Annotated in this window: 16 protein-coding genes; 1 reads left to right on the top strand and 15 read right to left on the bottom strand. The window is 48.8% G+C overall.

The window, feature by feature from the left end:
• Nucleotides 1-13 precede the first annotated feature (13 nt).
• The 8 genes from VNQ80_RS09895 to VNQ80_RS09930 all read right to left on the bottom strand — a co-directional run bounded on the left by VNQ80_RS09895 (nt 14) and on the right by VNQ80_RS09930 (nt 12,881).
• Nucleotides 14-1,441, bottom strand: a complete 1,428-nt coding sequence (locus tag VNQ80_RS09895) for an NAD(P)/FAD-dependent oxidoreductase (RefSeq protein WP_325638011.1) — start codon at nt 1,439-1,441, stop codon at nt 14-16.
• A 10-nt stretch (nt 1,442-1,451) separates the two neighbouring features.
• Complete coding sequence (locus VNQ80_RS09900; protein WP_325638013.1) at nt 1,452-2,393, bottom strand: TIGR01777 family oxidoreductase; 942 nt, start codon at nt 2,391-2,393, stop codon at nt 1,452-1,454.
• Entirely contained in the window at nt 2,394-3,884 is a 1,491-nt protein-coding gene (locus VNQ80_RS09905) for a hypothetical protein (protein ID WP_325638015.1), read from the bottom strand.
• A gap of 30 nt (nt 3,885-3,914) precedes the next feature.
• On the bottom strand, nt 3,915-5,249 hold the full coding sequence (locus VNQ80_RS09910) for a DoxX family protein (protein WP_325638017.1): 1,335 nt from the start codon (nt 5,247-5,249) through the stop codon (nt 3,915-3,917).
• Nucleotides 5,250-5,296: 47 nt separating this feature from the next.
• Nucleotides 5,297-6,772: a hypothetical protein gene (locus tag VNQ80_RS09915; protein ID WP_325638019.1), complete on the bottom strand. Its 1,476-nt coding sequence runs from the start codon at nt 6,770-6,772 to the stop codon at nt 5,297-5,299.
• 37 nt (nt 6,773-6,809) lie between these two features.
• Nucleotides 6,810-8,195 carry a RagB/SusD family nutrient uptake outer membrane protein gene (locus tag VNQ80_RS09920; protein ID WP_325638021.1) on the bottom strand — a complete coding sequence of 462 codons (1,386 nt, stop codon included), beginning with the start codon at nt 8,193-8,195 and terminating at the stop codon, nt 6,810-6,812.
• Nucleotides 8,196-8,207: 12 nt separating this feature from the next.
• The gene (locus VNQ80_RS09925; protein ID WP_325638022.1) at nt 8,208-11,246 is read right to left on the bottom strand and encodes a TonB-dependent receptor; all 3,039 of its coding nucleotides are present in this window, start codon (nt 11,244-11,246) and stop codon (nt 8,208-8,210) included.
• A gap of 393 nt (nt 11,247-11,639) precedes the next feature.
• A complete protein-coding gene (locus VNQ80_RS09930; protein WP_325638023.1) occupies nt 11,640-12,881 on the bottom strand; it encodes a DUF1684 domain-containing protein in 1,242 nt (413 codons plus the stop codon).
• Nucleotides 12,882-13,135: 254 nt separating this feature from the next.
• Between VNQ80_RS09930 and VNQ80_RS09935 the strand changes: the two genes are divergently transcribed.
• The gene (locus VNQ80_RS09935) at nt 13,136-13,786 is read left to right on the top strand and encodes a DUF6266 family protein (protein ID WP_325638024.1); all 651 of its coding nucleotides are present in this window, start codon (nt 13,136-13,138) and stop codon (nt 13,784-13,786) included.
• Here the strand turns inward: VNQ80_RS09935 and VNQ80_RS09940 are convergent.
• The 7 genes from VNQ80_RS09940 to VNQ80_RS09970 all read right to left on the bottom strand — a co-directional run bounded on the left by VNQ80_RS09940 (nt 13,783) and on the right by VNQ80_RS09970 (nt 25,660).
• On the bottom strand, nt 13,783-14,259 hold the full coding sequence (locus VNQ80_RS09940) for a methylated-DNA--[protein]-cysteine S-methyltransferase (protein ID WP_325638025.1): 477 nt from the start codon (nt 14,257-14,259) through the stop codon (nt 13,783-13,785). The genes VNQ80_RS09935 and VNQ80_RS09940 overlap by 4 nt on opposite strands.
• A 28-nt stretch (nt 14,260-14,287) precedes the next feature.
• On the bottom strand, nt 14,288-15,169 hold the full coding sequence (gene lipA, locus VNQ80_RS09945) for a lipoyl synthase (protein ID WP_325638027.1): 882 nt from the start codon (nt 15,167-15,169) through the stop codon (nt 14,288-14,290).
• Nucleotides 15,170-15,253: 84 nt separating this feature from the next.
• A complete protein-coding gene (locus VNQ80_RS09950; protein ID WP_325638029.1) occupies nt 15,254-15,376 on the bottom strand; it encodes a hypothetical protein in 123 nt (40 codons plus the stop codon).
• Entirely contained in the window at nt 15,376-19,632 is a 4,257-nt protein-coding gene (locus tag VNQ80_RS09955) for a hybrid sensor histidine kinase/response regulator transcription factor (RefSeq protein WP_325638031.1), read from the bottom strand. Before VNQ80_RS09955 ends, VNQ80_RS09950 begins: the two co-directional genes overlap by 1 nt.
• Nucleotides 19,633-19,735: 103 nt before the next feature.
• Entirely contained in the window at nt 19,736-21,169 is a 1,434-nt protein-coding gene (locus VNQ80_RS09960; protein ID WP_325638033.1) for a sialate O-acetylesterase, read from the bottom strand.
• Between the two features lie 7 nt (nt 21,170-21,176).
• On the bottom strand, nt 21,177-23,105 hold the full coding sequence (locus tag VNQ80_RS09965; RefSeq protein WP_325638035.1) for a fasciclin domain-containing protein: 1,929 nt from the start codon (nt 23,103-23,105) through the stop codon (nt 21,177-21,179).
• Nucleotides 23,102-25,660, bottom strand: a complete 2,559-nt coding sequence (locus tag VNQ80_RS09970; RefSeq protein ID WP_325638037.1) for a glycosyl hydrolase family 95 catalytic domain-containing protein — start codon at nt 25,658-25,660, stop codon at nt 23,102-23,104. The genes VNQ80_RS09965 and VNQ80_RS09970 overlap by 4 nt, the downstream gene beginning before the upstream one ends.
• Nucleotides 25,661-25,673: the final 13 nt, after the last annotated feature.

The following is a 25,673-nucleotide window of genomic DNA, read 5'->3' on the forward strand; positions in this document are numbered from 1 at the left end:
AAAAATAGTTAGCTTAAAAAATATCTTTTAGCGCCTGCTTAGCCGCGTAGTGACCGCACATGCCATGTACCCCACCGCCGGGCGGCGTAGACGCCGAGCAAATATAAATACCTTTGGCAGAAGTACGATACGGAGAAAACCGAAGTGCAGGCCGATTGAACAGCTGTGCGATATTCACTACCCCACCATTGATATCACCCCCGATGTAATTGGCATTATATCCTTCCATCCGGGCGGTATCGAAAATATGGGTGGCGCGTATGGTATCCCGGAACCCCGGCGCGAAACGTTCAACCTGGCTTGTGATCGCATCGGTCATATCTCTAGCCGATCCATTCGGCACATGGCAATACGCCCAACCGGTGTGTTGCCCGGCGGGTGCCCGCGACGCATCGAATACGCTCTGCTGTGCAAACAGCACGAAAGGTTTCTCGGGGTGCCCGCCTTTCCATACCTGACGCTCGCCTTGGGCGATTTCATCGAACGTACCGCCCAAGTGCACGGTCCCGGCTTTCCTTGCTGCCTCGGCTTGGAAAGGGACAGGCTCACGCAGTGCCCAATCTACTTTGAATACGCCCATGCCGTACCGGTGGCGTTTCAATTGCCAACGGTAAAGAGCGGATAACGCATCGCCACAGATTTGCAGAAGCTGCTTGGGTGAGGTGTCAAACAAGACGGCTTTCGCATCGGGTAAATCAGCCAAGGTTTTGACCTCCATATCGGTTTGGATCGTGCCCCCAAGTGATTGGAAGTAACCCGCCATAGCCTCGGCAATGGATTGCGAGCCACCCTTCGGTATGGGCCAACTGCCGCGGTGCCCGGCGATGGTGAGCACAAAGGCAATGGCGGATGAGGTGAAGGCATCCAGCGGAATCATACTATGGGCTACGATGCCCGCCCACAGGCCTTTCGCTTCGCGGGTACGGAAACGTGCGGCAATCTGCTTTCCAGATTGGAGCGCCTTTAAGCCAAATGCGGTTAAAGCGAGCGGGTTTTTCGGTATTTTCAGCATCGGCCCCAGGATGTGGGCGTCAATTTTGGGCCATTCTTCCACCAACGGCCCGAAGAGGTGCCGGTATGCGGCCGCATCAGCTCCCAAACCCGTTGCCGTTTCATCGAGGGATGGGTAAAGTGCCGCTGCCGTGCCGTCATCGAACGGATGGGCCGCAAGTACTTCAGGATAAATATATTCGAGGCCGAAGTTGTGCAAAGGCAACGAACGCAGGAAAGGCGACGCCCCCCCCATGGGGTGAACGGCTGAACACACGTCGTGGTGGAAACCGGGGAAGGTGAGTTCGGTGGTCCGCATCCCCCCACCGATGGTCGGTTTGGCTTCCAGCAACAATACCTGCACCCCTGCTTGCTGCAAGGTAATCGCAGCAGCAAGCCCATTGGGGCCGGAGCCGATGACGATGGCGTCGTATGATCGATGAAAACTCAAGCTGGCGTGATTACAGGGCTAAATTACGAAAAGTGTCGGCTATTTTCGGAAATCTGAATTCAAATTGTTCTTTTTCCAAAACACGAGAGACCACGCGGCGACCAGAGAGCACCAGTTCGCTTTCCGTACCGATCAAATAAGCACCTATCTTAGTGGACCACGCGGGATTGGGTAATCCGAAAGGCACACCCAATTCTTTACGGATAGCCCGCATGAAATCCCGGTTTTTCACCGGGAAAGGACTACATGCATGCAAGACGCCTTCCACTTCCTCCTGCTCAATCACCCATTCAACCAACCGTACGAAGTCTGTCTCATGGAGCCATGAGAGGTATTGCTCACCGGAACCGATTGGCCCGCCTAAACCAAATCTTGCGAGCCTCACGAACGGTTTCAGCACGCCGCCACCGTTTTGGAGGACTACACCTATCCGTAGCATAATCTTTCGGGTCAGCGGAGTATGAGCATCCCGAAAGGCGGCCTCCCATTGCTTGCAGACCTCGGGTGAGAATCCTTCGCCAAAATCCATGCTTTCTTCCGTTTTTATGGCTGGCCCAGCATTGCCAAAGATCGCTGCCGAACCAGCATTGATCCAAACCCTCGGCGGGGAGGTGGTTTGCTGGATTGCCTTCCCGATAACGGTTGTCGCATCTACCCGTGACTGGATGATTTCGCGCTTGTTGGCGCGGGTATACCTGCAATTGACCGACTTGCCCACCAGGTTTACCACAGCAGTAGCTCCCTCAAGCTCCGCGGCCCAGATTCCCAATGTTGCGGCGTCCCAGCGAACGTACCGCACATTGTGCTGATCTGGCAACGCATTACGGGTTAATACCACTACTTCAGTGTCCGTATTTAGGTACCGAGCCGTGATAATCGAACCCAATGCTCCCGTGCCGCCAGCAACGATGAGCTTTTTTCGATAATGCGCGTCCTTTATATTGATTGCCATTTACAATTTTTTATCTAATGCCTGTTCGAGTGTGGTGAGGTGCGGCGTTTTTTCCAATACCACATAAATAACGTCGTTGAACTCATTAGTGCCATTGAGTATAAAAGTGGTACTGTTTGGTCTTTCGTAATGGAGTACCTGTTTGAACTCGTTATCCCGCCGGTTTTTGTGTTCCAAATATAGGATTTGATTAACAGTATCTGCGCGATAAAAATACCAATGTCGCTCACTGATGCCCGAAAACTCCCAATTGATACGTTTATCCCGGCTTTCGTCATCGTATTTCCGGGGCTGACCTTTTCGTCCAATAGCCCCTTCGTAACGCCTTTCATTGCCTAAGATGTGAAAATACCATTGATTGTCGTAAGCCTCACCCCAACGCGGGTAGTTAGGCCCGAACATCGCGATATGCTGCGGCCGGTTTGCAAGTAAGATGCTGATGGAAGAGAACCGTTCGAAGGTAACATCGTGCCATCGGATGGAATCCAAAGGAGAATAGGGAAGTGTCTCTCCGTTCAGCCTAAATTCCTTTACCGAATAGTGGCCTTCAGCGCCCGGCAGCCCCGGAGTTTTCGGTAGCTTGTACTTATCATTGCTAATCCAACCGATGAGGTGGTAAATACCGAACAAAAACACAAAAATCCCATTGCCCGTGTATTTAACAGCACGTTTGAGGGACAACTTCCACTTCTTGTCGAAAACCGGGTAGTACCTCACCAACTGCTCGTCTTTGTTGTTGACCAACAGGTTCCAAATCCTGGGAAAATCGTACCACAAGATAAACGCGGATAGCATGGTAAAGCCGAGTGACGGAATATGCTCGCAAACGTCATATGCTAAGTTGGCTACATACACATTGCCCACCACCGCAATCACACCCGCGGCACCCAGCACAGCCGTCCGGCGGAATAGCAATAAAGCAGCAGGAATAAACTCGGCAAAGCCCAGAATAATTACATATGGGGTGGAAAGCCCCGTAACCTGCCAATACAGACGCTTGGCGAAATAATGGATGTACTCCGTATATAGGCCGCCAACACTGGGAGGCGGCATCTGTAAAGGGAACACTTTGGCGTAGCCCCAGGCAATCACCCCGTACGCCACACGGTATCGTGCCAATACGAGCGCCCAATAGTAAAGCGTATTGTAGTTGGCGCGTTTCCGGTCGAAGAATCCCCAGATAACCGAACCTACAATACCCAAAAATATCGTGAAAACGACATTCACATAGCTACGGACACCGAAAAAACCATCTTCGGAAAGGTGTTCAAAGAAGTCCGGCAGATAAGTGCTTACCGTGGCGCGGAAGTCCTGGTAGCTCAAATGGGCGTAGTCTAACGCAAAAAGGCGAAGGTACCAGCCGTAATCCAGCGGTATTGCCCATAAGACCACGAAAATAAAGGCTGCGCGAAAGGCGAACTTCTGCCCGTTGGTCCAGACTGAAGGGGCCTGCGCAGGAGTGGCTGTTTTTAAGAATCGTACTAGTGCCATACCTTGTCAACGTTTAGATGGTAATCTATTCTATAACTTTAGCCGCCTTCTCCTGCCTTCGATCAACATGTATTTCCTATTGATTTTATCCAACGTAGCGTGAATGGTATTACCCTGCGCATCCACACCGGAAAGGATAATCGTATCGTCCACATGGTTAAAATTCAGGGTGTATTTTTCCGCTTCATGATATTTGTTTTTATTTCGCAGTTGCAGAGTTCGCGCAATGGAATCCACCGTATAGGAAAAATAGTGCCTGTCTCCAACCCCAGCGGATTCATAGCGACGATTGTCCTTTTCAGCAGCCAATTCACGGTACAGGGCATGGTCTACCTGCACCGGGCGAGCTATTTTTATGCTGATAGTGGCCCATTTTTCGAAGACGACGTTTTGCCAGCGGTATGGATCGTCCTGCGAGTACGGGATGGTATCCCTGTTGTAAACGAATTCACGTACGTTGTAATAGCCGTAGGCACCCTCCAACCCTTCTTCTTTAGGAATCAAATAGGGATCATTGGCGTAGTCGCTGTACGATTCCACAAACAATAACAGCAGTAGAACAGCAAAAGCGGATTTTAACACCCTCCGAGTTTTCCGCAGCTTTTCATTGGAAAAATCGGGTTTAAAGCGTGAAGCCACCGCCTTGCGCTGTAAAAACAGCAGCCGATAAAGACGGGGGGCATCATATGCGAACAGAAAACCAGCATACAATAATATCCAGGTCAGTAGGATATGGTCTCCGATCTGGTACGCGATATTTGCCATGAATACATTGCCTGCAAAACCCAGCACAATCCCCGTAGCGAAGGTGACGGTTTTGCGGTGTAACAAAAGCAGTCCCGTGATTACTTCAACGGAGCCCAGAAACACTTCATACCCCGGAACAATCCCGATGGTGTGATAGTAGATTTTCCAAGGCAGGAAATCACCGTAATTCGTATGTAGGTTGCTTAATGACGGATAGGGTATTTGCAGCACAAAGATCTTTAAAAGTCCGAAACCGATCAAGCTAACCGCTAGCTTGTACCTCACCGCCACACGAACCCAGTAATGCAGTTTATCATAATCATCCGTCGATTTAGGCGTTACAGCTTTGTTCCATACGACCACGCCGACAGCCGAAGCCAATAGGATTAATGCGAAGTCTAAATAGCTGTATAATCCCAGCTCCGTACCGTCAGTGAAAATCCGGGGATAGTAACTCACTAATAAGGCCCAATCGAAGCTGTTTTTCTCACCGGAAAATAACAGGCTATAAAGCGTCTTATCAAACAAGGGAATGATTGAAAAGGCAAAAAGCAAGGTAAAAAACTTTAAGGTGCTTTTTTGTTTTTCGTTCCAAACGGTATGTTGCTCTGCACTCATGATTATATCATCTTTGTATTTGAATTAAATTGTTTTGGGCTTCCTCCCTACTGAGGTCGTACGGAAAGCCGTTGCGGACTTCCTTCATATAAGGGGTATACTTCCTCTTTTTTGTCCAGTACGACATAAATCGAATCCTGGTACTCATTGGTTCCCCATAGGATAATTTGCTCATCGGTTGGGCGCTTATAATGGAGCCGTAGCGTCTTATCCCGATATAACTTATTTTTGTTCTGCAGAAACAATACGTTGTTGATGGTATCGGCCTCATAGTAATAATGCCGTCTGCCACCGCCTGTCCCTGCCGACTCGTAGGTACGGTCGATATCCGCGAACTGCTTTCCCCTGCCCGCTTCTCCATGGATATTGAATGTGTTGAACACTGTAAACGATAGGGTTGACCATTTTTCAAATGTCACGCGCTGCCATCGCAGGGAATCCAAGGGGGAATAAGGGATGGTTTGGCCATTAACTTTGAACTCGGTGACATCATACACCCCCCTTGACCCGGGCAATCCGGGGTTAGCGGGTACTTTATAAGAGTCATAAGTGTAGTTATGCCAGTGCAAATAGGCACTTAACACGAAGAAAAACAGGAACACGAACGTTTTGAACGCGAACCGGAAACGCCGCTGCCATTTCTCCCTGAATGGATAAACGTATACCGAGGGAACCGTATCCTGCTCCTGTATGATAAGCCGCCAAATGCCAGGTAGATACGCCGCTAATACGAATAGCCCTCCCAACATATAAAAGGAAGCGGCTAGGTGGATACCACCATCATATGCGTGGTTGGCGAAAGCTATATTGCCAATCATTGCCACAGCCAGCGCAGCTCCCAAGGCTCTTGTTGGCCTAAAAAACAGGAATAACATGATTAACAACTCTGCCCACCCAGCGAAACGCTGGTAATCGGGCACGAAACTGAACTGTATCCAATACAGTTTTTGGGCGACGAAATCACCGAGTGGTGTATTCAGTTGTGTAAGCGCCAGCTCCGGCATTTGAGAAGGAAACACTTTGGAAAATGTGAGCCCCTGTAGCCTGATCAGCAGCGAATAACTTACCGCGGTTATCAAGAAATAATACAACACGCGGTAATTCCTTGGCCGCCGGTCCAAAACGGTCCACAGGGAGCCAAGTATCAATGCTATTCCAAAAGCAAGGGCCCAGTTGATATAACTTAAGAGGCCAAAACTCCCTTCTTCAGATCTGATCTTCAGAAAATCCGTCGGGGACTCACCGATCGATCCCACATCGCGCGCACCGGGGCGGTCGGGGTTGACTATCTTAATCGGGCTGAACGATGAGCCGCTCAAACTGCCGATATCGCGGATATGCAGGTTATTCCAGTCCGTCGTAAACCACTGTGTATAGTAGCTGGTATCCAGCGGTACCACCAACACGAAAAAGAAGATAAAGAACACCCTGAACCAAAACTTTTCATGAGCAAGCCAGTATCTTGGCGGCTCCGTATGGAGCTCGGCGGATTGGGTTCCTATTGTGCTATTTGGAGTTGACATAGTACAATCTATTTAACTCACCGTGTTACACGGTTGATTAATTATATCCCGGATTTGGGTCAAGAAACGGATCCAGTTGTCGCTGCGTCACCGGAATCGGAAACAGAAGCTCATAGGGCTCTACACTGGCGTTCGGATTCAGTGCCTCGAGCACTTCCTTGGCTCGTTTTGTCCGTGCAAGATCAAACCATCTATGGGCCTCGAATGCGAATTCGAAACGGCGTTCGTTTTCAATGGCCAACAGCAATTCGTCTTGAGTAGCCGCCGCGGACGGCGGAAGGTCCGCCCGGTACCGTACTTGGTTCAAATCTTCCAATGCACTGCTCTCGCCGACCAATTCACCCAAATGAACCCTCGCTTCGGCCCGTATTAAGTACATCTCCGCGATACGCAGTATGTACGCGGGGTCGGTAGCCGGCAGGCGGTAGTAAAGGTTCCCGAACCAGATGGTCACTCCTCCCTGCGTGACGCTCCCGATCAACGCACGCCGCCCCCCTGCAATGTTGGGGTCCAAAAGCAATTGGACAAACTGGTCGGTTGGCGCATATCGATACGTACCGCCATTGGTGGGGTGTTGCATCTGAGCACGGATGGCGCTCGGATTGATCGAGCTAAACTGGAGTTCGAAAATGGATTCTTCCGAACCCGTTACGTCATTGGCAAACCAAGCACTGTATGGCTTGACCAATTGATAGTCGCTTGTTAGCGCAATCAGCTTACCCGCATACTCCTCGGCAAGCGCCCATTCTTCGCGGTAGAGATGCAGCCGTGCCCTCAGCGCCCAAACGGTCCGTTTGGTTGCCCTTATCCTATTCAATCCATCTGGCAGTAATGTCTCGGCATCTTCCAAGTCATTCAACACCTGCTGATAGGTATCTGCCAATGAACTTCGTTTAATCTCCGGTCTATCGGTTAGCGAAATCGTGGGCTCCAAAATCAGCTGTACACCTCCCCAAGCACGCGCCAGGTCAAAGTAGGCCAATGCCCGGATGAACTTTGCCTCTCCAACGTATTGGTCTTTCAATGCTGGTGTCAACGCCGGGTCCTGTACTTGGGGTACCTTGGCAATGACATGGTTTGCCCGGTTTATGGTCTCATAAATTGCGGACCAGGCCGAATTGAAGAGCACTTCATCTGTACGGAAATTGATGTTTACCAGATTGGCCCCTCCACCGGTTGTGAGGTTTTTGATGTCTCCGCTTGGGAAGTATCCCAAAGTCACGTAGGTTTCCCCGTAATAATTAGAAGCCCCCAACTGCCGATATACTCCGCGAAGTGCCGTTTCGGCAGATACCTTATCATAAATCGTCCGTTCGTCCGACACGTCGTTGACCGGTTCAGTCGTTAGGAATTTTTCGCAACCGGACAGTAGAGCGATCAAAACAATTCCCAGTGCGTTTATCGTATTTTTTGAATATTTCATGTTGTATATGCGTTAAAGCGATGCATTTATTCCAAATTGGATGGTCCTCGGCTGTGGTGGGGTACCGTAGTCGTACCCCTGGATATTATTCTGCCCGATATTTGTTTCGGGGTCAGCCCCCGTATACTTTGTGAACAACAGCAGGTTGCTTCCGGCAAAGTACAGCCTCAATTTATCGAACCCTATTCTCCTAGCCAGCTGATTGGGTAACGTGTATCCGACGGTCAATGAGCGCAATCTGACAAATGAGGCATCTTCGAAGAACCTGCTATTTTCCTGACGCGCGTAGTTTGCCGCCGTAAGCCGCGGCACATCGGTTTTCTGACCCGGTGTGGTCCACCGGTCCAGCTGGCTGGCCAGCAACACGCGATTGGCATCCAGCGTTCCACCTGTTTCTCCAAGCATCCGGTTATGGTTCCATATGCCATTTCCGAAAGAATAGGTAAAGAATATGCCCAGGTCAAAGTCCCGGAATCGGAATGTGTTGTCGAACCCACCAAAATATTTGGGCCAGATGCTCCCGATAATCTGCCGGTCTCCTGCATTGATTACACCGTTATCATCCACATCTTCAAATACAGCATCTCCCGTTTCCGGATCCACATAAAGTTGTTTGTATAGCCAGTATGCGTACAGCGAACTGCCCTGTTGCAAGCGGATGAGGTCACGCCCGGCAAAAGGGATGTCGGCAGGTATGTTTTCAATCGTATTCCGATTCTGCGATATATTGAAGTCCGTTGTCCACGAAAACCTGCCCTTTGAGACATTCACCGAATTGACCGCGAGCTCAAAGCCCTTGTTGCTTAACTCGCCGTAGTTGGTCAGGTATGAACTAAAGCCTGTGGAAGCCGGGGTGGCTATTTCCAGCAGCACATCAGTGGTATATTTGTTATAGGCGTTGAACTCGATATTGATACGGTTATTCAATAAGCCAAGATCAACGCCGGTGCTGAGCTGGGATGTTTTTTCCCAACGCAGATCGGGATTGGCAATCTGTAAAGGGGCGGTACCTGGGCCCTCGGCGCTTCCATCTTGGTCCGCATATCCGAAGCCACCAGTCCACAGCCCATGGGAAGCGAAATCGTCAATTCCACCTTGATTACCAGTGATACCATAACTAATCCGCAATTTAAGGTTGCTGATCACGTTATTATGCTGTAGGAACGGCTCCTCATGTATCCGCCAAGCCCCACCAACCGCCGGAAAATATCCCCACTTATTATTAGCACCGAATTTCGACGATCCGTCGGCCCTTACAATGAACTCCAAGTAATATTTACTTGCGTAATTATAGTCTATCCTCGAAAAGAAAGACGCGAGTGTGCTTTCCGAGTTGAGTTGCGATGCCGTCTGACTCGCCGCAGAAGAAATCTGCGTATAGGAATCGTTCGGAAAGTTCGTGCCCGTAGCAGAGACGTTCTTTAACTTGCTAGCCTGCAATGTGTTGCCCACCAATACCCCAAAGTTGTGATCATTGGAAGCAGTATTGAATGCCAGTGTCTGTTCGTTGATGTAGATTTCGGATTGGGTGATACTTTGTGTACCTCTGCCGCCCGAAGCCCCCAAAATCGCCCGTGTATCCCAATATTCGTTTTCCTCATAATTATTATAATCCAACCCCAAGCTGGAACGGAACTTCAACCCCGGTAAAATCTCATAGTCAACCGACACATTACCAATATAGTGGTAACTGTTCGACCAAAGGTTTACCCTGCTGGTCAACACGTCGATGTTATCGAAGTTCACCCACTTCAGGGGCGTGCCATCTTCCGCGAAGATGGGGAGGTAGGTGGGGATATTGAGCGACGCCTGCAATAACGTACCGTTCCCGCCATTAGCCGGCCTTGCCTGATCCCGGTAACTTTTAGTAAATGTATTATTCGCCGACACCGTGATCCGTTCGCCCACCTTCTGATCGATGTTAGCCTTAAGGCTGCCCCGTTGGAAACCCATCGGCTTCCATATGCTCTCTTGGCCAGTATATCCGCCGCCTACGTAATACTTCGTAGATTCCGACCCTCCCTGCAAGGTTACGTCATAATTCCTTAAGTGGGCTGTCCGGTTCAAAATAGCCATCCGGTCATAGGTAGGCTGTTCCTCGGGCAAACCTCTTCCCCGCACGCCGTTGATTACTTCATCTTCCGGCCTAAACGGTTGCGTAGTGCCTGAATTTCGGTTATATTCATTCACTAACAATGCATGTTCAGGGCCGGTTGTCGTCTTCCATACCCGGTCAGCTGGAGCCCATCCAAAACCTTCTGAAGCATTGAATTCAATTTTTGCCGACTGCCCGTAATTGCCGCGCTTTGTTGTAATGATGATAACCCCATTCGCGCCCCTCGAACCGTAGATGGCAATTGCGCTGGCGTCCTTGAGTACTTCTATCGATGCGATGTCGTTGGGATTGATATCCGTCAGGGGTGATGTTGCACGCTCCTGGAATATATGCTGGAGACTAACATTATTTATCACAACCCCATCGACGACATATAGTGGATCATTACTGGCATTGATCGACGTGGCTCCCCGTACACGGATAAATATATCCGAACCGGGCACACCGGTATTGCTATTGATCTGGACACCCGCCGCCTTCCCCTGCAACTGGGCATCGAAACTGGCCTCGGGTATCGTCCTCACCTCCGCTGGATTGACCTTAGACACAGAACCTGTAAGGTCACTCCGTTTCTGCGTGCCATACCCCACAACCACCACTTCGTCCAAACCCGTGGCATCGCGCTCCAATTCAATCGTAATCGGGCTGCCATCGGCAACGACATTTTTGGTTTTATAGCCCACATACGATACAATGATCGTATAGGGGAACTTCTGGCCCGTAACGAATTGAAACCGGCCGCGGTTGTCTGTCTTTGTGCTGTGCGTTACCCCTTCCAACTGCAAGGAAGCCCCAGCGAGCGGCTCACTGGTTACTGCATCTATCACCAAGCCGTCGAGCGTAGAGTTTATCAAGGGAGTTGTTTGTTGCGCATAAACAGCCCCCTGCGCCAGTATTAAAAATAGTAAGCAAATCTTATATTGAATTTTAATCATCTTTAATTTTTTTTAGCCTAATCGGCTCGATTTACAATCTAAACCATTACGTAACAATATTTTACTAGGCAATATTCGACCATGCGACACAAACTGCCGCCTACTCACTGGTCGCCCAATAGGGCAACCTAGCCAACCAATAAATCAGTAAATGTGGAAGGATTAAGTCAAATCAACCGCACATGCACATGTGACTGTCGACGTAGAAGAAGGTAAACATAGGGGAACTCGAATTTGCAACAGTGACTCGGTGATACATAACGTTGAACTTTAAAATACTACTTCTTTTATGGGTACAATTGATTTTCAATTGCGACCCCACAAAAGTATACTAATTTAGTAGACTTTAAAACCCATAAATTATGCGTGTTTTAGGTACAAATATTACCTAACCTACTGCCGTCGCAGCCGTTCCTTCAAATAAAGGTCGGTTTCTCCGTTGATGCGGTTGTAGGTTCCCTGTTCCTGCTCGGCCAGTCGATCGGTAAAAAGGACACCGTGGAGGTGGTCCGTTTCGTGTTGGAAAATCACAGCTGTGAAGCCTTCTATCATTTCCTCGTGTTGAGCACCATCGCTATCCTGATAGGTGAGGCGTATGGTATAATTGCGCAACACCTGCCCCATGGTGTCGGGGATGGAAAGGCAACCTTCTAATCCCTTGCGTAACAACTTGGAACGCCAGGTGATCTTTGGGTTGAGATATAGTTCCATCGGCTCGCCCGGCTTGTCGAAGCGCTGTACCCAAATGACGTTGCGATTGATGCCCACCTGGGGAGCCGCGATGCCCACCCCTGGGTGCAGCGAATCCATTACGGACAAGTACATGCGCTTTGCCAATAGTGGAAGCAACGGCTCGTCGGGGTTTATATCCACCGATGGCTTTCTCAGTACCGCTTCTTCCACAGCTACTGTATCTTGGATAACACGCATCAGCTGCGTCGTATCGCCCGATAGGACAAGCTCGTGTTCCGCCGTGCTAAGCGGTTTTGGCACGGCCAGTGGTTGCGGGCGCTCCCGGATAGGGCCGGTGTAGCTCTTTTCGCCTGCCTTTATGGGGACGGGGAGAAAATTCTCGACCGGTGGCAGGGGGCACCGGTAACCACTGCTGTATGCGCAATAGGGATTGTATGCCGTATTGAAATCAATGGTGATGCTACCGTTTTGGATATCATCGATAGACAGGTCGATATAGCGACCGGCACCATATGTCTCATCGCCGTTGGTCTCATCGGTAAACGGCAGGAACAGGTGGTTGCGATAGCGTGGGTCGGTGAAGAGGTCCTGGCTGCGGAATAAGGTCAACTCCCCGTCTTGGCCTTGCAATTGAAACCTCACCTTGGCATACCGGATATAGGTTTTGCTGGTGCCATCAGAGGTGGGCATACGGAAAGGCAGCTCTCCACGCAATAATTCGACACGACCGGGAACCACATAAATACTGTCTGGGTCGTAATGGTGTATATGCCGTATATCATCTGCAGTCAACGGGGCACTGGGGTCTTTTGCAAGCCGTTCCAGTTTCAACTGCCGGAGCGTACGTATGCTATCTAGGCTATACTGCCCATTTACCAACTGCACTACGCACGACAACGCCATGGTGGCTATAATCAGTTTGGAGATAAATGAATTGAACATCGCACAAATATACTTGGTTTAACATGCACAATAAAACAGTATTTCTACAGCGTCTACCCCGCTTTGTCTAAGGCATACTCCATGCTTATTGAATATTCACATTGTATTAACAAAGATATTATAGAGGTTTCACATAGGGTTAACATAGGTAAAACCTCTATGAATCCTAAGTAATTATATTACTTATTCTATTTTTATTCTATATTTGTCTTAACTAAGTATTGAATCAGTATCGGATTATAAGCATAACGATTATGGCTATCAATCACGGAGGAATTAACGGCTCATTCAGCGGGAAAGTGGGATCAATCGTGGGGTACAACCTCAACGGCCAGCAGGTGATGCGTTCTGTCGGGAGGCGAACCAGGCCCTTTACCGTGTTGGAGCTTTTGAACCAAGCGAAAATGAAGGCGGTTTCTGAATTTCTGGCACCGATTAAACCTTTCGTAAAATTCGGATACCAGCGGGAGGCTCCTCCCGGAAGTCGGGTGGGCGCATTTCAATTGGCTCAATCGTATGTCAGGAAAAATGCAATTGATTTTGACGAGGAGGATAAGCCGTTTGTCAATCCGGCGAAGGTGCTTATTTCGCGGGGTACCCTGAAGCCCCCACTGAATTGCACGGCGGCATATGAAGATGACCGGCTGACCATCCATTGGGAGCAGTCTGGCGGCGGAGGCGACGACCGGCTCCTGTTGCTATTATATGATGGCGGGCATTTTCGCCATTTTCGTGAAAGCGGCGCTGAACGGCGGGAAGGATCGGAAATTTTAGTGATCAAGCATTTACGTTTTATCGAAAAACCTGTGCATGTGTATGCAGCATTCAGGGATACCTTTTTCGACACCATATCCGATAGCGTGTACTGCGGTGCCCTCATGCCCGGCGAAGCAGGAGGTCGCTAAAACAAAGTCTGTTGTTTGTAGGGGCTTTCATGGTCGAGCAGCCACTTCTTCCGCCAAAGGCCGCCTGCATACCCGGTGAGCGACCCATCGCTGCCGATAACCCGGTGGCATGGCACAACAATCCAAAAAGGGTTCTGTCCATTGGCCGCAGCCACGGCGCGGATGGCTTTTACATCGCCAAGCCGCCTAGAGAGCTCCAGGTAGGATATCGTTTTTCCGTAGGATATCTTAAGGAGTTCCTGCCACACGCTTTTCTGGAAGTCCGTACCTTTCGGGTTCAGCCGCAGTTGGAAGGTTTGCCGTGTCCCGGCAAAGTATTCTCCGAGCTGTTTAACGGCATGGGTTAGGTTATCGGGGATATGCTGGGATGGTTTGACTGTATCTTCTTTGAGGACAGAGACAGCTACAATACCATCACTGTCGCCCTTGATGACGGTAATGCCGAGGGGGGTCTGTATATAAACTTCTTCCATACGCCACGCCTGCTCCTTACAGCAGTCTTCACTGCATATCGAATAAATGCTTCTCAGCGTGGTAAGACGACCGCACCAGCGGGCCACTCTCCACGTATTTGAAGCCCATGCGTAACCCCACTTCCTGGTAATATTTGAATTGCTCGGGCGTAATCCATTCCACCACGGGGTGGTGCGCTTTGGTGGGTTGCAGGTATTGGCCAAGCGTGAGGATATGCACGCCCGCTTCATATAGATCGGTCATCGCTTCAATGACATCCGCCTCGGTTTCGCCAAAGCCAAGCATGATGCCCGATTTGGTACGCAGGCCGACTGCGGAAATTCGGCGCAGGCATTCGAGGCTCCGGTCGTACTTGGCCTGGATACGCACTTCACGCGTGAGTCGGCGAACGGTCTCGAGATTGTGTGAAACAACTTCCGGGCGTACGGCCAATACACGTTCGAGGTTTTCCCACTGCCCCTTGAAATCGGGGATCAATGTTTCCAGTGTCGTACCGGGACTTTCACGGCGGATCGCGTTCACTGTCTCTGCCCACACGGTCGAGCCGCCATCCTTGAGGTCATCGCGATCTACCGACGTAATGACGCAATGCTTCACCTCCATGAGTTTCACCGACCGGGCCACCCGGTTTGGTTCATCCCAGTCGACCGCCAACGGTCGGCCGGTAGCTACGGCGCAAAAGGAGCAGGAGCGTGTGCAGATATTCCCGAGTATCATGAACGTTGCCGTTCCGGCCCCCCAGCACTCACCCATATTGGGGCAATTGCCGCTCTCGCAGATGGTATGCAGCTTATGCTCGTCTACCAAACTACGCACATGGCGGTATTCTTTACCTACCGGTAGTTTCACGCGCAACCAATCGGGCTTGCGCTGCAATTGATTTGCTGGGATCACGGGAAGTTCAATCATAGGTACAAAGTTAGGGATTAATATCGGAATTCCCGATACAGGCTGGTGGTCAGCCGATAATCTGACGTTTGCCAAACAGTTGGCCTAGCGGTTGCGGATTTCAGCGAATAAGGCCTTGAAACACGCAACCTCACCCTGTTCGTTCGGTGGCTCCGCACCGTAGAACTCGTCCAGGAATGCGCCGGCATCGCACCATACCGTTTGCATCAAAATGAATTGGTTTTTTGGGTGAGTACATCCTGTTGCTCCTTAGCCTCCAGCGCCGTATAAGCCGTTGGCGACTTGCCAAAATAACTCTTGAATGACTTGCCGAAATATTTCGGGTCGCTGAATCCGACCTGGTATGCCACCTCGCTTACGGATAGCTGGCCCTGGGCAAGGAGTTGGGCGGCTTTCTTAAGCCGGAGCACATTGATGAGTTCGATGACACTGAGATCGGTCATTTGCTTCAACTTACGATAAAGCACTGGACGGCTCATGCCCAATTCGCTGGCCAAAGCATTGACATTGAACTGTGTTTCCACCAGATTATCTTCAATCAGTTTGATGACTTTCCCAAGAAATTGCTGTTCGGCGTCCGATTCGCTTACCTCTTGCTGCGGAGTGAGTACATAGTCCCGGATAAATTTCTTTCGGAAGCGTTCACGAGCAGCCAAGCTGTTGCGGATTTTTAGCGAAAGTACATCGAGATGGAAAGGTTTCGTGATGTAATCATCGCTGCCGAGTTGGAGCCCTTCAATCACATTTTCCATGGACGTACGTGCGGTCAGCAACAGCACCGGAATGTGATTGGTATCCACGTGTTGCTTGATGTTTTTCAGCAGTGAGATGCCGTCAGCCATCGGCATCATGATATCGGTAATTACCAGATCCGGCAGCTTAGATTGGACCAATGCCCAACCATCTAGGCCATTGGACGCTTGCAATACCGTGTAATGCGCACGAAGATGGTTAGCGATGAATGTGCGAATGTCAGTGTTGTCCTCTACAACCAGAACAACAGGGCGTAGTATGTCGGCGCCATGATTTTTCACCGTTTCATCATCTGCGATCAAATTACCTGCCAGATCAGGTATAGCGGTTGCCATAGTTAACGTCTCCCCTGTATGGTAGCCCATTATGTCCTTTGCCTTATAATGTGTATTACCCAGCGGAAGTTCCACGGTAAAACGGGTGTAGGTGGGTCTGTCTTTGCCGTCGTAGCTCGTCACGCTAATTTTGCCGCCATGCATTTCCGTCAAGTTCTTCGCTAGGGCAAGACCAATGCCGGAGCCCAAATTGCTACGGTGCTGCTCACTGTTGTGATGAAACTGATAATAAAATTCGAAGATGGATGTGAGCTTGTCCCCGGGTATTCCTTTTCCATTATCCCAGATGGTCACCATTGCCGACCCTTCGGGGCAATCTATCGAGGGTGCGATTTTTTCGACAGTTACCCGCACACTACCCCCTATGGGGGCAAACTTAAACGCATTCGATAGCAGGTTGTAGATTACTTTCTCGAATTGGTCTGCGTCAAACCAAGCTTCGATGGTGGTGGTAGGTTTACTGTATTCCAGATGGATGCGCTGTTCCTCAGCGTAATGGTGAAATTCATTAACGATTCGGTCGATGAAAGCGATAAAGTCGTGGGGCGATACGGCCAGTTGGAAATTACCGTTTTCCTGCTTCCTGAAATCGAGCAATTGGTTGACAAGGTTGAGCAGCCGCAGGGAGTTATTCTTTACCGTCACCATCATGGTCCGTGCATGTGCATCGAAATTCATATTGGTCAACAGGTGTTGCACGGGCGCAAGGATAAGTGTGAGGGGTGTACGGAATTCGTGGGATATACTGGTGAAAAAATTGAGTTTGATCTCATTGATTTCACGCTGCCGCTCATTTTCGAGGTGTTCCAATTCCAACTGGTGCTCGAGTCGGCTCCTTATTTTGGTATACCGAATGACAACATAAAGACCACTCGCCACCAATAGCGCATAGGAGAGGTAAGCCCACCACGTCTGCCATAGGGGTGGCAAGATTTTGATGGTCAGCTTGGCCGGTACCTCATTCCAAATGCCGTCGTTGCTGGAGCCCCTAGCCAATAAGGTATAAGTGCCCGCGTGCAGATTGGTGTAGGTGGCCGAAGGCACGTTCACATAATTCCATTGATCTTCCAAGCCATCTAGGCGATAGGCATATTTATTCTTTTCGGGAAGCACATAATTGATGGCAGAAAATTCAACCGTAAAAATCCGTTGCGCATGGCTAAGCACGATGGTATCCGTGACGAAGATCGGTTTGCTCAACACACCGTCTTTTGTGGGCGACACGGGCTTGTTGAACAGCCGGAAATCGGTAAAGAGAATCGGCGGCACAAAGCTACTGGAACTAAAATCGTTCGGGTTAAAAACGGTAAGACCATGGGAGCCACCGAATATCAATCGCCCAGTAGCTGTGCGGCAATAGGCGCCGATTGAAAACTCATTGCCGCCGATACCATCTTTGGTATTATACGACTTAATGGTTCCCGATTCGGGATTGAAGCGACAAATCCCTTTATTGGTGCTCAACCACAAATGGCCAGCATCTTCCAATATGCCGAAAATATTGTTACCGGGTAGACCATCTTGTTCAGTTACGCGGCTGAATGAACCCGTATCGTAATGATATCGATTCAATCCGTTTTTAAAGGTACCAAACCAAATACGCCCTTTGCTATCTTCAAATATACTGATGATGACGTTACCACTGATGCTTCGGGGGTCATCAAGTGAAAATCGAAAGACCTCAAACTGGTCTGTGCCGGGGCGTTTGAGATTCAGGCCATCTTCGGTGCCCACCCAAAGGTTATCGCGGCTATCAATGAACACGGTCCGCACCAGGTCTGAGCTGATGTGGTAACGCCCTGTCTTCCTGATCCTATAGCTTTCGAATCGCATCACATCGCCGGGTTTCTTTACGTTGAGACCACCGCCATAGGTGCCAAACCAGAGGTTGCCATGTGCATCTTCCTTGATGGAGTACACATTGTCATTTGATATTGAATGGGAGACCGATGGGTTGTGCCTAATGTGCTGGAACGTATGCGTGCCCTTTTTCAGGAAGTTCAACCCCCCGGTGTAGGTGCCCACCCACAGGTTCTCTTCCCTATCGAGGTAAAGTGATTTGACGTGGTTATGGCTTAAAGAACCGGTTACATCCGGGTTATGCTTAAAATGGCGGTACACATGGCCCGACTTGTCCATATAATTTAAGCCGCCCCCCTCGGTGCCCACCCATAGATTTTCCTGTCTATCTTCCAGAATGCTGCTCACCACGTTATAACTCAGACTACTTATATAAGGGCTATGTGAATAATTCTGGAAGGTCGGGATATGGCGGTCAAAAACACAAACGCCGCCATAGTACGTGCCTATCCACACAGATCCGCGTTTATCTTGAAAAATAGGCCGGATAGAATTGTTGCTAAGTGAGAATTGGTCATAGTCATTGGTCCTAAACGTCTGAAAGCCCTGTTCCGGCGTATAATAGTTGAGGCCATTGATAGTCCCAATCCAAAAGCCGCCGAAGCGGTCTTCGATGATTGAACGGACGTCATTGTTGGCCAATGACCTGCCATTGGCTTCGGGTTGATGGGTGAGGTAATCAAATGTACCTGTATTCGCGTTGTATATATTGACCCCCCCATCTTTGGTGCCGAACCAAAAGATGCCATCGGCCATTTCGCGTATCACACGTACCTCATCGCTGTTTAATTGGCCTTCGCGGCGTCGGAAATGGTGGTTAATGTGTAGCGGCGTGCCGGGTTGATAGGGGTCAAAAACGAGTACGCCTTTTTCAGTGCCCAGCCAAACCCGGCCAAGGAAATCTTCATAGAACGACAATACATTACTGCATTCTAACGGTATACCCTGGCCATTGTACATGGTGGCGTCAAATACCAGTATGAGCTGATTAGGGTTTATCCGATCATCAAGGCAGTATAGCCCCTGTGTTGTCGCAAACCAAACCCGCCCGTTACGGTCCTCTTTGATAGCCGAAATATTCGGTTCTGAAGGGGAATTACCCGATTGGTTATTGACAAGGGGGAACCGCTCAAACCGGTCGAGGTGGCGATTATAAAGATTAATACCAGCGCTGGTGCCCACCCACAATCGCTTTTTACTGTCTTCCGAAATGGACAGAATGTAATTATTGGTAAGCGAAGTGCTATCCGAAGGGATATTCCGGTACGTCGTAAACGTCCGCGCATCATACCGGTTTAATCCATCCCGGGTGCCTACCCACATGAAACCTAGGTAGTCCTGACAAAGCGAGAATACGCTGCTTTGCGATAACCCTTCATGTAACCCGATTCGGGTGAATTTAACCGAGTAATCCATCGGCTGCCCAAGCCCGGCGACATGGAGCAGCAACAGGATTGCTAGCATATAGAAACGTGCGCCGGCGAGCGCATGAACATTCGCTTGACAAGTGACCATTGTTATCGCAATATCGAAAATTAATCGAAAAAGTACAATGCAATGTTTAAAAGCGCAGTTATTGCTTTCTCTTTCTTCATATTTTTGCTTAAAGGATATTAGCCTAGTGTTCCCAATCATCGGTTCGAAAAGGGGAGGCCGGCAGATCCGCCCCATTGTATAAATTTGGGCGTGGAAAATTTTTCCACGCGAAACGTACCGCAATGGGTTGATCCACCTCGTTACTGGATACCGTAATAATATCCCGTTCGATGGTGGCGTTTGCTTTTACAAATATGCGGTCCGCACCGCAAATCTCAAATTCTGTCAACGCCCCACCTTTCGAATACAAACCTTTCGCGTATTTGAAAGAAAGCTCAATTTTTTCATCCACTATCCTCATGGTATCGTAAATCGGGCCGGATGGACACACCCCGTCGATTTTATAGACGTTCGCTAAAGCAAGTCTAGCCAACCTGTCGCCGGGCTTTTTTTTATCCCTTGGATGAATATCGAGCGAATCGGCTGCATCTGTAATGACCGCCATACCCGTATGCGAAACTCGCTTCAAGGTAAGTAGCTGTGCTTCTCGAATTAGTGGCCCTTTTTCAGCATGCGGTGCTATTTGTACATAATAAAACGGTAACATTGCATTCCATTCGTTTCGCCAGTTTTCAATTAGGGCAGGAAACAGTTGTCGATATTCCTTAGGTCTGTCCGAATTGGATTCACCCTGATACCATGCGATACCTTTGATCGTAAAAGGGACAAGAGGAGCTATCATCCCGTTATAAAGAACGGTTGGATACTTAACCGATGGATTGCGGCCCATACGGTTGCGTTCCCACCGGGAGAGGTCGGATAGGTGCTCTCGAAAGTTGGAATACATGGTCGTATCGTTATAAAAAACATTCTTTCCCATCCAACATTCAATTGCTGTTCCTCCATATGAAGCATGAATAATGCCTATTGGGCACGTCGTTTTTGCAGCTAATTCCTTAGCAAAATAATAGGCTACGGCCGAAAAATCACCAGCGAATTCCGGCTCACAATACGCCCATTTTCCTTCAACGTCCGTTTCAGGCGTGGCTGACGCACGCCGTTTGACTTGAAACATGCGAATATTGGGATGAGACGCTGCATCGATTTCTTTTTCGTAGTCGAATACACCGGTTTTCCACCTACCTAGGAAACCTAAAGGGAATTCCATGTTGGACTGCCCCGAGCACAACCAAACCTCGCCTATCAGCACCTGTTTCAGCACAGTCGAATCTTCCGCTCCACAGACCCTGATTTCATAGGGGCCGCCCGCAGATGGTGTCAAAATACGGGTAAACCATCGTCCAGTGGAGTCAGCCGTGGCTGTTTCACCATTCAAACCCCAATCTGTACGGAACGTTATTTCTTCAAACGGCGCAGCCCAGCCCCAAAAAGCGACGTGAGTTTTTTGCTGAAGGACCATGCCATCTGAAAACAATGCCGGCAGCCTAAGGTCTGCATACGCCTGTAGCGGAATAAACAAAGCCAGTATGTACACCAACCGTAATAAGATAACCATATGGCAATCAGATATCACTGTTTGCCGGAAGCAATAATAGCTGTTGGTCCGCAGCCATTTGCAATGTTATTTTGTTGTTCAAGATATTGACATCGACCATCCTTTTTTTCCCTTCAAAATCCACTTGGTATACAGTCGCTTTTTTAACTCCTTTCCATTCTGCCGGCAACTCCCATTTCTTGGAAGCATATCCTGCTGTACTGTATGCAATGATTGCTTTATCATTTACCCAGTGAGCAGGTACAAAAACATCGCCATTGACAACCATTGCCCGCCCATCTTGAGTGAGCAAATAATTCCCCTCTTTATCAAGGCGCGATTCCACACCTTCAGAAAAGGTGACAGCCTGGAAATCACTGTTTTTTTGATAGGCCAGTCGTTTTAGTCGATTAAGGAAATACCAAGGCAATGTTTTGGTGCAAAAGTTGGCTTTAATATTCCCCATATTTAAGTGGAAACTCGTGCCAAACAACTTTCCTAACTCGGTTTTATCCAATCCTCCGCAGTAATAGGAAGCGGGCCAGTCTAGATATTGCTGGGCGGTGATTCGAAAATGCCATGCAAAATGTTGATACCCTTGAAAGCCAAAGTCCCGAAATTCGTGAACAAATTCCGAGGTCACGTTGGCTCCTTTGGAGGCCACATATGCGAACATTTCTTTTTGGGCGTCTTCTTCCTGTTGGACGGTATAACCCAAATATGGGCTCATAGGCCCTCGCGGGTCTAGGGGATTATACGTATGAAACGCATCTACATGCACCACACCGGCATCTTTTAACGGAAGGAGTTCAAACAACCGGTCAACTCTTTTTTTGAAGTAGCCGGTTTCTAGTTCTCGTACATAACTGATGGGATATCCCCACCCTACAGCCTTACGGATATGACCACCTTCCAAACGGCCTATGATATCATTAGCCAAGTATTCATCCCACAACGGACTGTCTTCATACGCATCCGTAAAATTGATATGCAGGCTTACGGTTGTATTAAATTTCTTTGCTTCGGCCATTAACCACCTCAGGCTTTCCAACGCATCCTTATCTTGTGGACGTTTTAGTGCATCATTTCCCTCAAAGAAGGCGGGGTATTTGGAGTCATGCCCTCGATACTGCCACCCTACCAAAAAAATAATCTTGGGGATTCCCAACGTTAGCTTATCCAATTCTTTGATAAAATCAAAAGCTTCCTGCACCGTATACCTTATTTGGGAATCTCCATTATCTCTTCTCCTTGAATTGCCATCATAAGTGGCAAACGACATCCCCAGCGTCAGCGTTAATGTCTGGTGATAAGCATGGTTGGGCTTGATTACCTCACGGGGCTTTTGACCCGAAGGGTACAACGTCAGTTCCTCATGAAAAAACGGGTGGTGGGGTAAAAGAACTTCGTCAGTGATATGGATGATACCATTTTTTACGATTATGTCTTTGCCAGTTATACGTGCAATCCTATTGTTTTCATCCTTCAAAATGATTTCATCGTTTTGAGTTACTTCAGCGACAATCGGTTTTCCCGAAAGTGTTGTGAGTATGGCCCGACCGTTTCCAGATTTGACAAGGCTGCGAATATCGTGTTCCCCCAGGTTTCCTTTTATGATATTATAAGTCATGATGTCGTACAGCGCTGGTTGTTGTTCGGGCAGGAGCTCGTCAAACATGACTTCAACGGTTCCCGCGGGCATTTTATGAATAAAAGCTTCTCCCGTAGCGGCGAATACCGTAAATGGCCCGTGGTCTCTCAATAGCTGGTCCAGGCCGGCAGCTTTAATGACAGCTGAGAAAACGGTATGGTCCCGCGTTTTCAAAATGTTTCGCATAATGCTTTGCTGAGGATCCATCATGGCCCCACCGACGGTAACGCTGATCGATTCGTTGGTTTGCTGCCCCGAAACCGTAAGGTATATCGCAAGCATCGATATCAAAGAAAGCAATTTCATAATGTAAGGCGTTGTTTATATTTGAGTGGGTCGTCACCTTTTCTTACGAGTACTATTTGGTCTCCTTGGCCAGCCTCGACCGTTAAAACATCTCCTTCCAAAAATCCTTCGTGCGCACCATTTCGGTATACTGCGACGGCGCTCCCTTCCCACGGGTTGAGAAGGTCGGTCCCGCTGTCCCCTTGTATGGAAAGCTCGATAAAGTTAATCGTACCATTTTTGAAAGATGAACTCACTAAAATATTATTCCTGGCGAGAAGCTGAAAAGAAGCATCCCAATCTCGTGGCCATGCATGAAAAACCCGGATAATGGGCTCTCTACCCGGTTCCGATGGAGCATTGAAACAAAGGGCGGCATGCAAGGCTTCAGCGCCCCTGCCCAACCGTTGTATGTTAGTGGTAAAGAAGCCTTCGCTCAAATCCATGCGGTTGGGCATAACCTCATCTTTCGGATCTCTTCGCAATTGATTGGGTAACAAATATTTGACAGCATCTGGACGACCCAGTATCGCCCCTGATATTGCAAGTTTAGACAGTACATATGGATAGTGGTCTTTACTCAATCCATTTGGGAAATACGCATCAAATGTATTGTTTGCAATTCTCCAATTCTGCGGATTCGTGCCCGGATTAGCTAAATCAAAATACCAAACAGGCATGGTGTTCCGATCGGGCAAACGCTTCGCATTTCCCCTAACGGGGCTAGTAGAATGTAAAGCGCCCACCCAGACTTCCGGTTGTTTTGACTCGCCTTCGATACTTGCATTGGTGGCCAACGGGGCTAAATTCGACAGAAATTCTTGCCAGACCGGTCTCATGTCTTCATCTACGCCTAGCCTTTCGGAGGCCTTAATCAACACGGGGATGATCCCATGCATTGATGATATTTCTTCAACAGGATCCTTGCTGCGCCATAGCGATTCATTATCATTGACATGGCTAATATGATATCTGCCATCCTCCTCTTTTTTCAGATTGGGGAAATGACGGTAAAATTCGACCATCCCCTTGAGCATGGGGTAGGCGTATTCGCGAAGCCAGTCCTCATCAAGGGTGTACTCGTATTTCTGCCAGTATTGATAAGCTATCTTGGCACCTCTGGAAAAAATATGATTGACAGGCCCAAACGGTCCATCTCCCCGCTCATCATACGTCCAAGTACCCGAATCCCACTGTCCCGTGTGTTTCCAATTCCATCTACTGAGAAATGGCATCTTCGTATTGGCATAAGCCATAAATTCATCCGACCGCTCTTCCCAAGGTCTCTGCAATAAATACAAAGCCCTCAACTCTTTTGCGATGTTGTCTGGTAACTCGGGCACACCGTCATGCCCCATGGTCTCCGGAATGTAAATACCCTTGGAACCCCATTGTTGGCTTGCAGCCACTTCCAAGGTAGGATAAACACTTGAATACATGTTGAATAACGGGTCCAAAAGACCGATATGGTTTTTTGGGAACAACGCGTTATACAAACATCCTTGATTGGCTCCCCAGAATGCATTGCCCCACTGCCGGATGTCGCCACCGGTCGCCCACAGCATGCCATTAAATTTGGTCGGATACTTACCCCTTGAAGACGACGCCATCACGTAGAGATAGTATGTATAGTTTTGCTCTATGAAATCTGCTTCCCCATCCCTGCTATTGAGAGATATGTAAGACCGTTCCCAAAATGATCGCCACCACTCTTGGTTTGAATTGACGATTTTATCGAAACCACTTGTTGTTGCCAATGCAAGTTTATTCAATGCCAATTTTCCCACATCTTCGTTTGGATCAAAACTGGCAGCACTTGCCACGAAAACAGTGGACACCTTATTCGAAGGATTTAATACAAGCCGGAGCGTCATTTCGTTTATTTGCTCTGACATTGCTTTGTCGCCTGAAACGGATATCGCTATTGCCGATGCGCAATAGTAATCGTCTTCCCTAAACTCTTGTATAAGTACAAGTTGGTCTCCAGTATGTTCTAAGGAAGAAACAACGGTATGATTTCCGTTTTTCACAGTGGGTAATCTCAACATTCGTAGATTGACTGCTTTGAAAGACTGCTCACCCCGACTATCGTTTATATGGACGGCCAGGACGTCCTGATGCTGCCATGCGGTCGCTGTGGCTTTAATTCCGTCACCGCTGATGGTGGATATCCCATTATAACAGGATAGGTGCTGGTTGTAATGGGGTACGCTAAAAACGGGGTTACCAAAATCAATATCTATCCAACCCAGCCCACCTCCATATTCTGTATTCCGCTCATAAAAGTTATTTGACGTCGAATTATTTCCAAACACGTCAACCCGATTTACCTGCATACGTATCTGAGAGGGGGTGGTCCACACCAACGAACCCATCACTCCGTTCCCTATGGGTTGACCCTCTTCACTTTTCTTAACCGGCGTGTCATAATGCAGATCGGCTCTGCTCACCAATTTTTGGTAATCCACTTGAATGAGTGGGCCCTTATTCACTTCATTAGCCGATTTTGCCGCTAAATACGTAGGTGTAGTGCATAAAAATGCAGAAAACCAAAATACTAATTTACGCTTTGTCATATCTCAGTTATAA

Source organism: Parapedobacter sp. (assembly GCF_035556095.1).
Lineage (GTDB): Bacteria > Bacteroidota > Bacteroidia > Sphingobacteriales > Sphingobacteriaceae > Parapedobacter.

Coding starts and splice junctions, on each gene's coding strand:
- VNQ80_RS09970 (WP_325638037.1), bottom strand. CDS start 25,660: ATGACAAAGCGTAAATTAGTATTTTGGTTTTCTGCATTTTTATGCACT.
- VNQ80_RS09930 (WP_325638023.1), bottom strand. CDS start 12,881: ATGTTCAATTCATTTATCTCCAAACTGATTATAGCCACCATGGCGTTG.
- VNQ80_RS09940 (WP_325638025.1), bottom strand. CDS start 14,259: ATGGAAGAAGTTTATATACAGACCCCCCTCGGCATTACCGTCATCAAG.
- VNQ80_RS09965 (WP_325638035.1), bottom strand. CDS start 23,105: ATGAAATTGCTTTCTTTGATATCGATGCTTGCGATATACCTTACGGTT.
- lipA (WP_325638027.1), bottom strand. CDS start 15,169: ATGATTGAACTTCCCGTGATCCCAGCAAATCAATTGCAGCGCAAGCCC.
- VNQ80_RS09935 (WP_325638024.1), top strand. CDS start 13,136: ATGGCTATCAATCACGGAGGAATTAACGGCTCATTCAGCGGGAAAGTG.
- VNQ80_RS09915 (WP_325638019.1), bottom strand. CDS start 6,772: ATGTCAACTCCAAATAGCACAATAGGAACCCAATCCGCCGAGCTCCAT.
- VNQ80_RS09905 (WP_325638015.1), bottom strand. CDS start 3,884: ATGGCACTAGTACGATTCTTAAAAACAGCCACTCCTGCGCAGGCCCCT.
- VNQ80_RS09920 (WP_325638021.1), bottom strand. CDS start 8,195: ATGAAATATTCAAAAAATACGATAAACGCACTGGGAATTGTTTTGATC.
- VNQ80_RS09960 (WP_325638033.1), bottom strand. CDS start 21,169: ATGGTTATCTTATTACGGTTGGTGTACATACTGGCTTTGTTTATTCCG.
- VNQ80_RS09925 (WP_325638022.1), bottom strand. CDS start 11,246: ATGATTAAAATTCAATATAAGATTTGCTTACTATTTTTAATACTGGCG.
- VNQ80_RS09900 (WP_325638013.1), bottom strand. CDS start 2,393: ATGGCAATCAATATAAAGGACGCGCATTATCGAAAAAAGCTCATCGTT.
- VNQ80_RS09910 (WP_325638017.1), bottom strand. CDS start 5,249: ATGAGTGCAGAGCAACATACCGTTTGGAACGAAAAACAAAAAAGCACC.
- VNQ80_RS09950 (WP_325638029.1), bottom strand. CDS start 15,376: ATGCAAACGGTATGGTGCGATGCCGGCGCATTCCTGGACGAGTTCTAC.
- VNQ80_RS09955 (WP_325638031.1), bottom strand. CDS start 19,632: ATGGTCACTTGTCAAGCGAATGTTCATGCGCTCGCCGGCGCACGTTTC.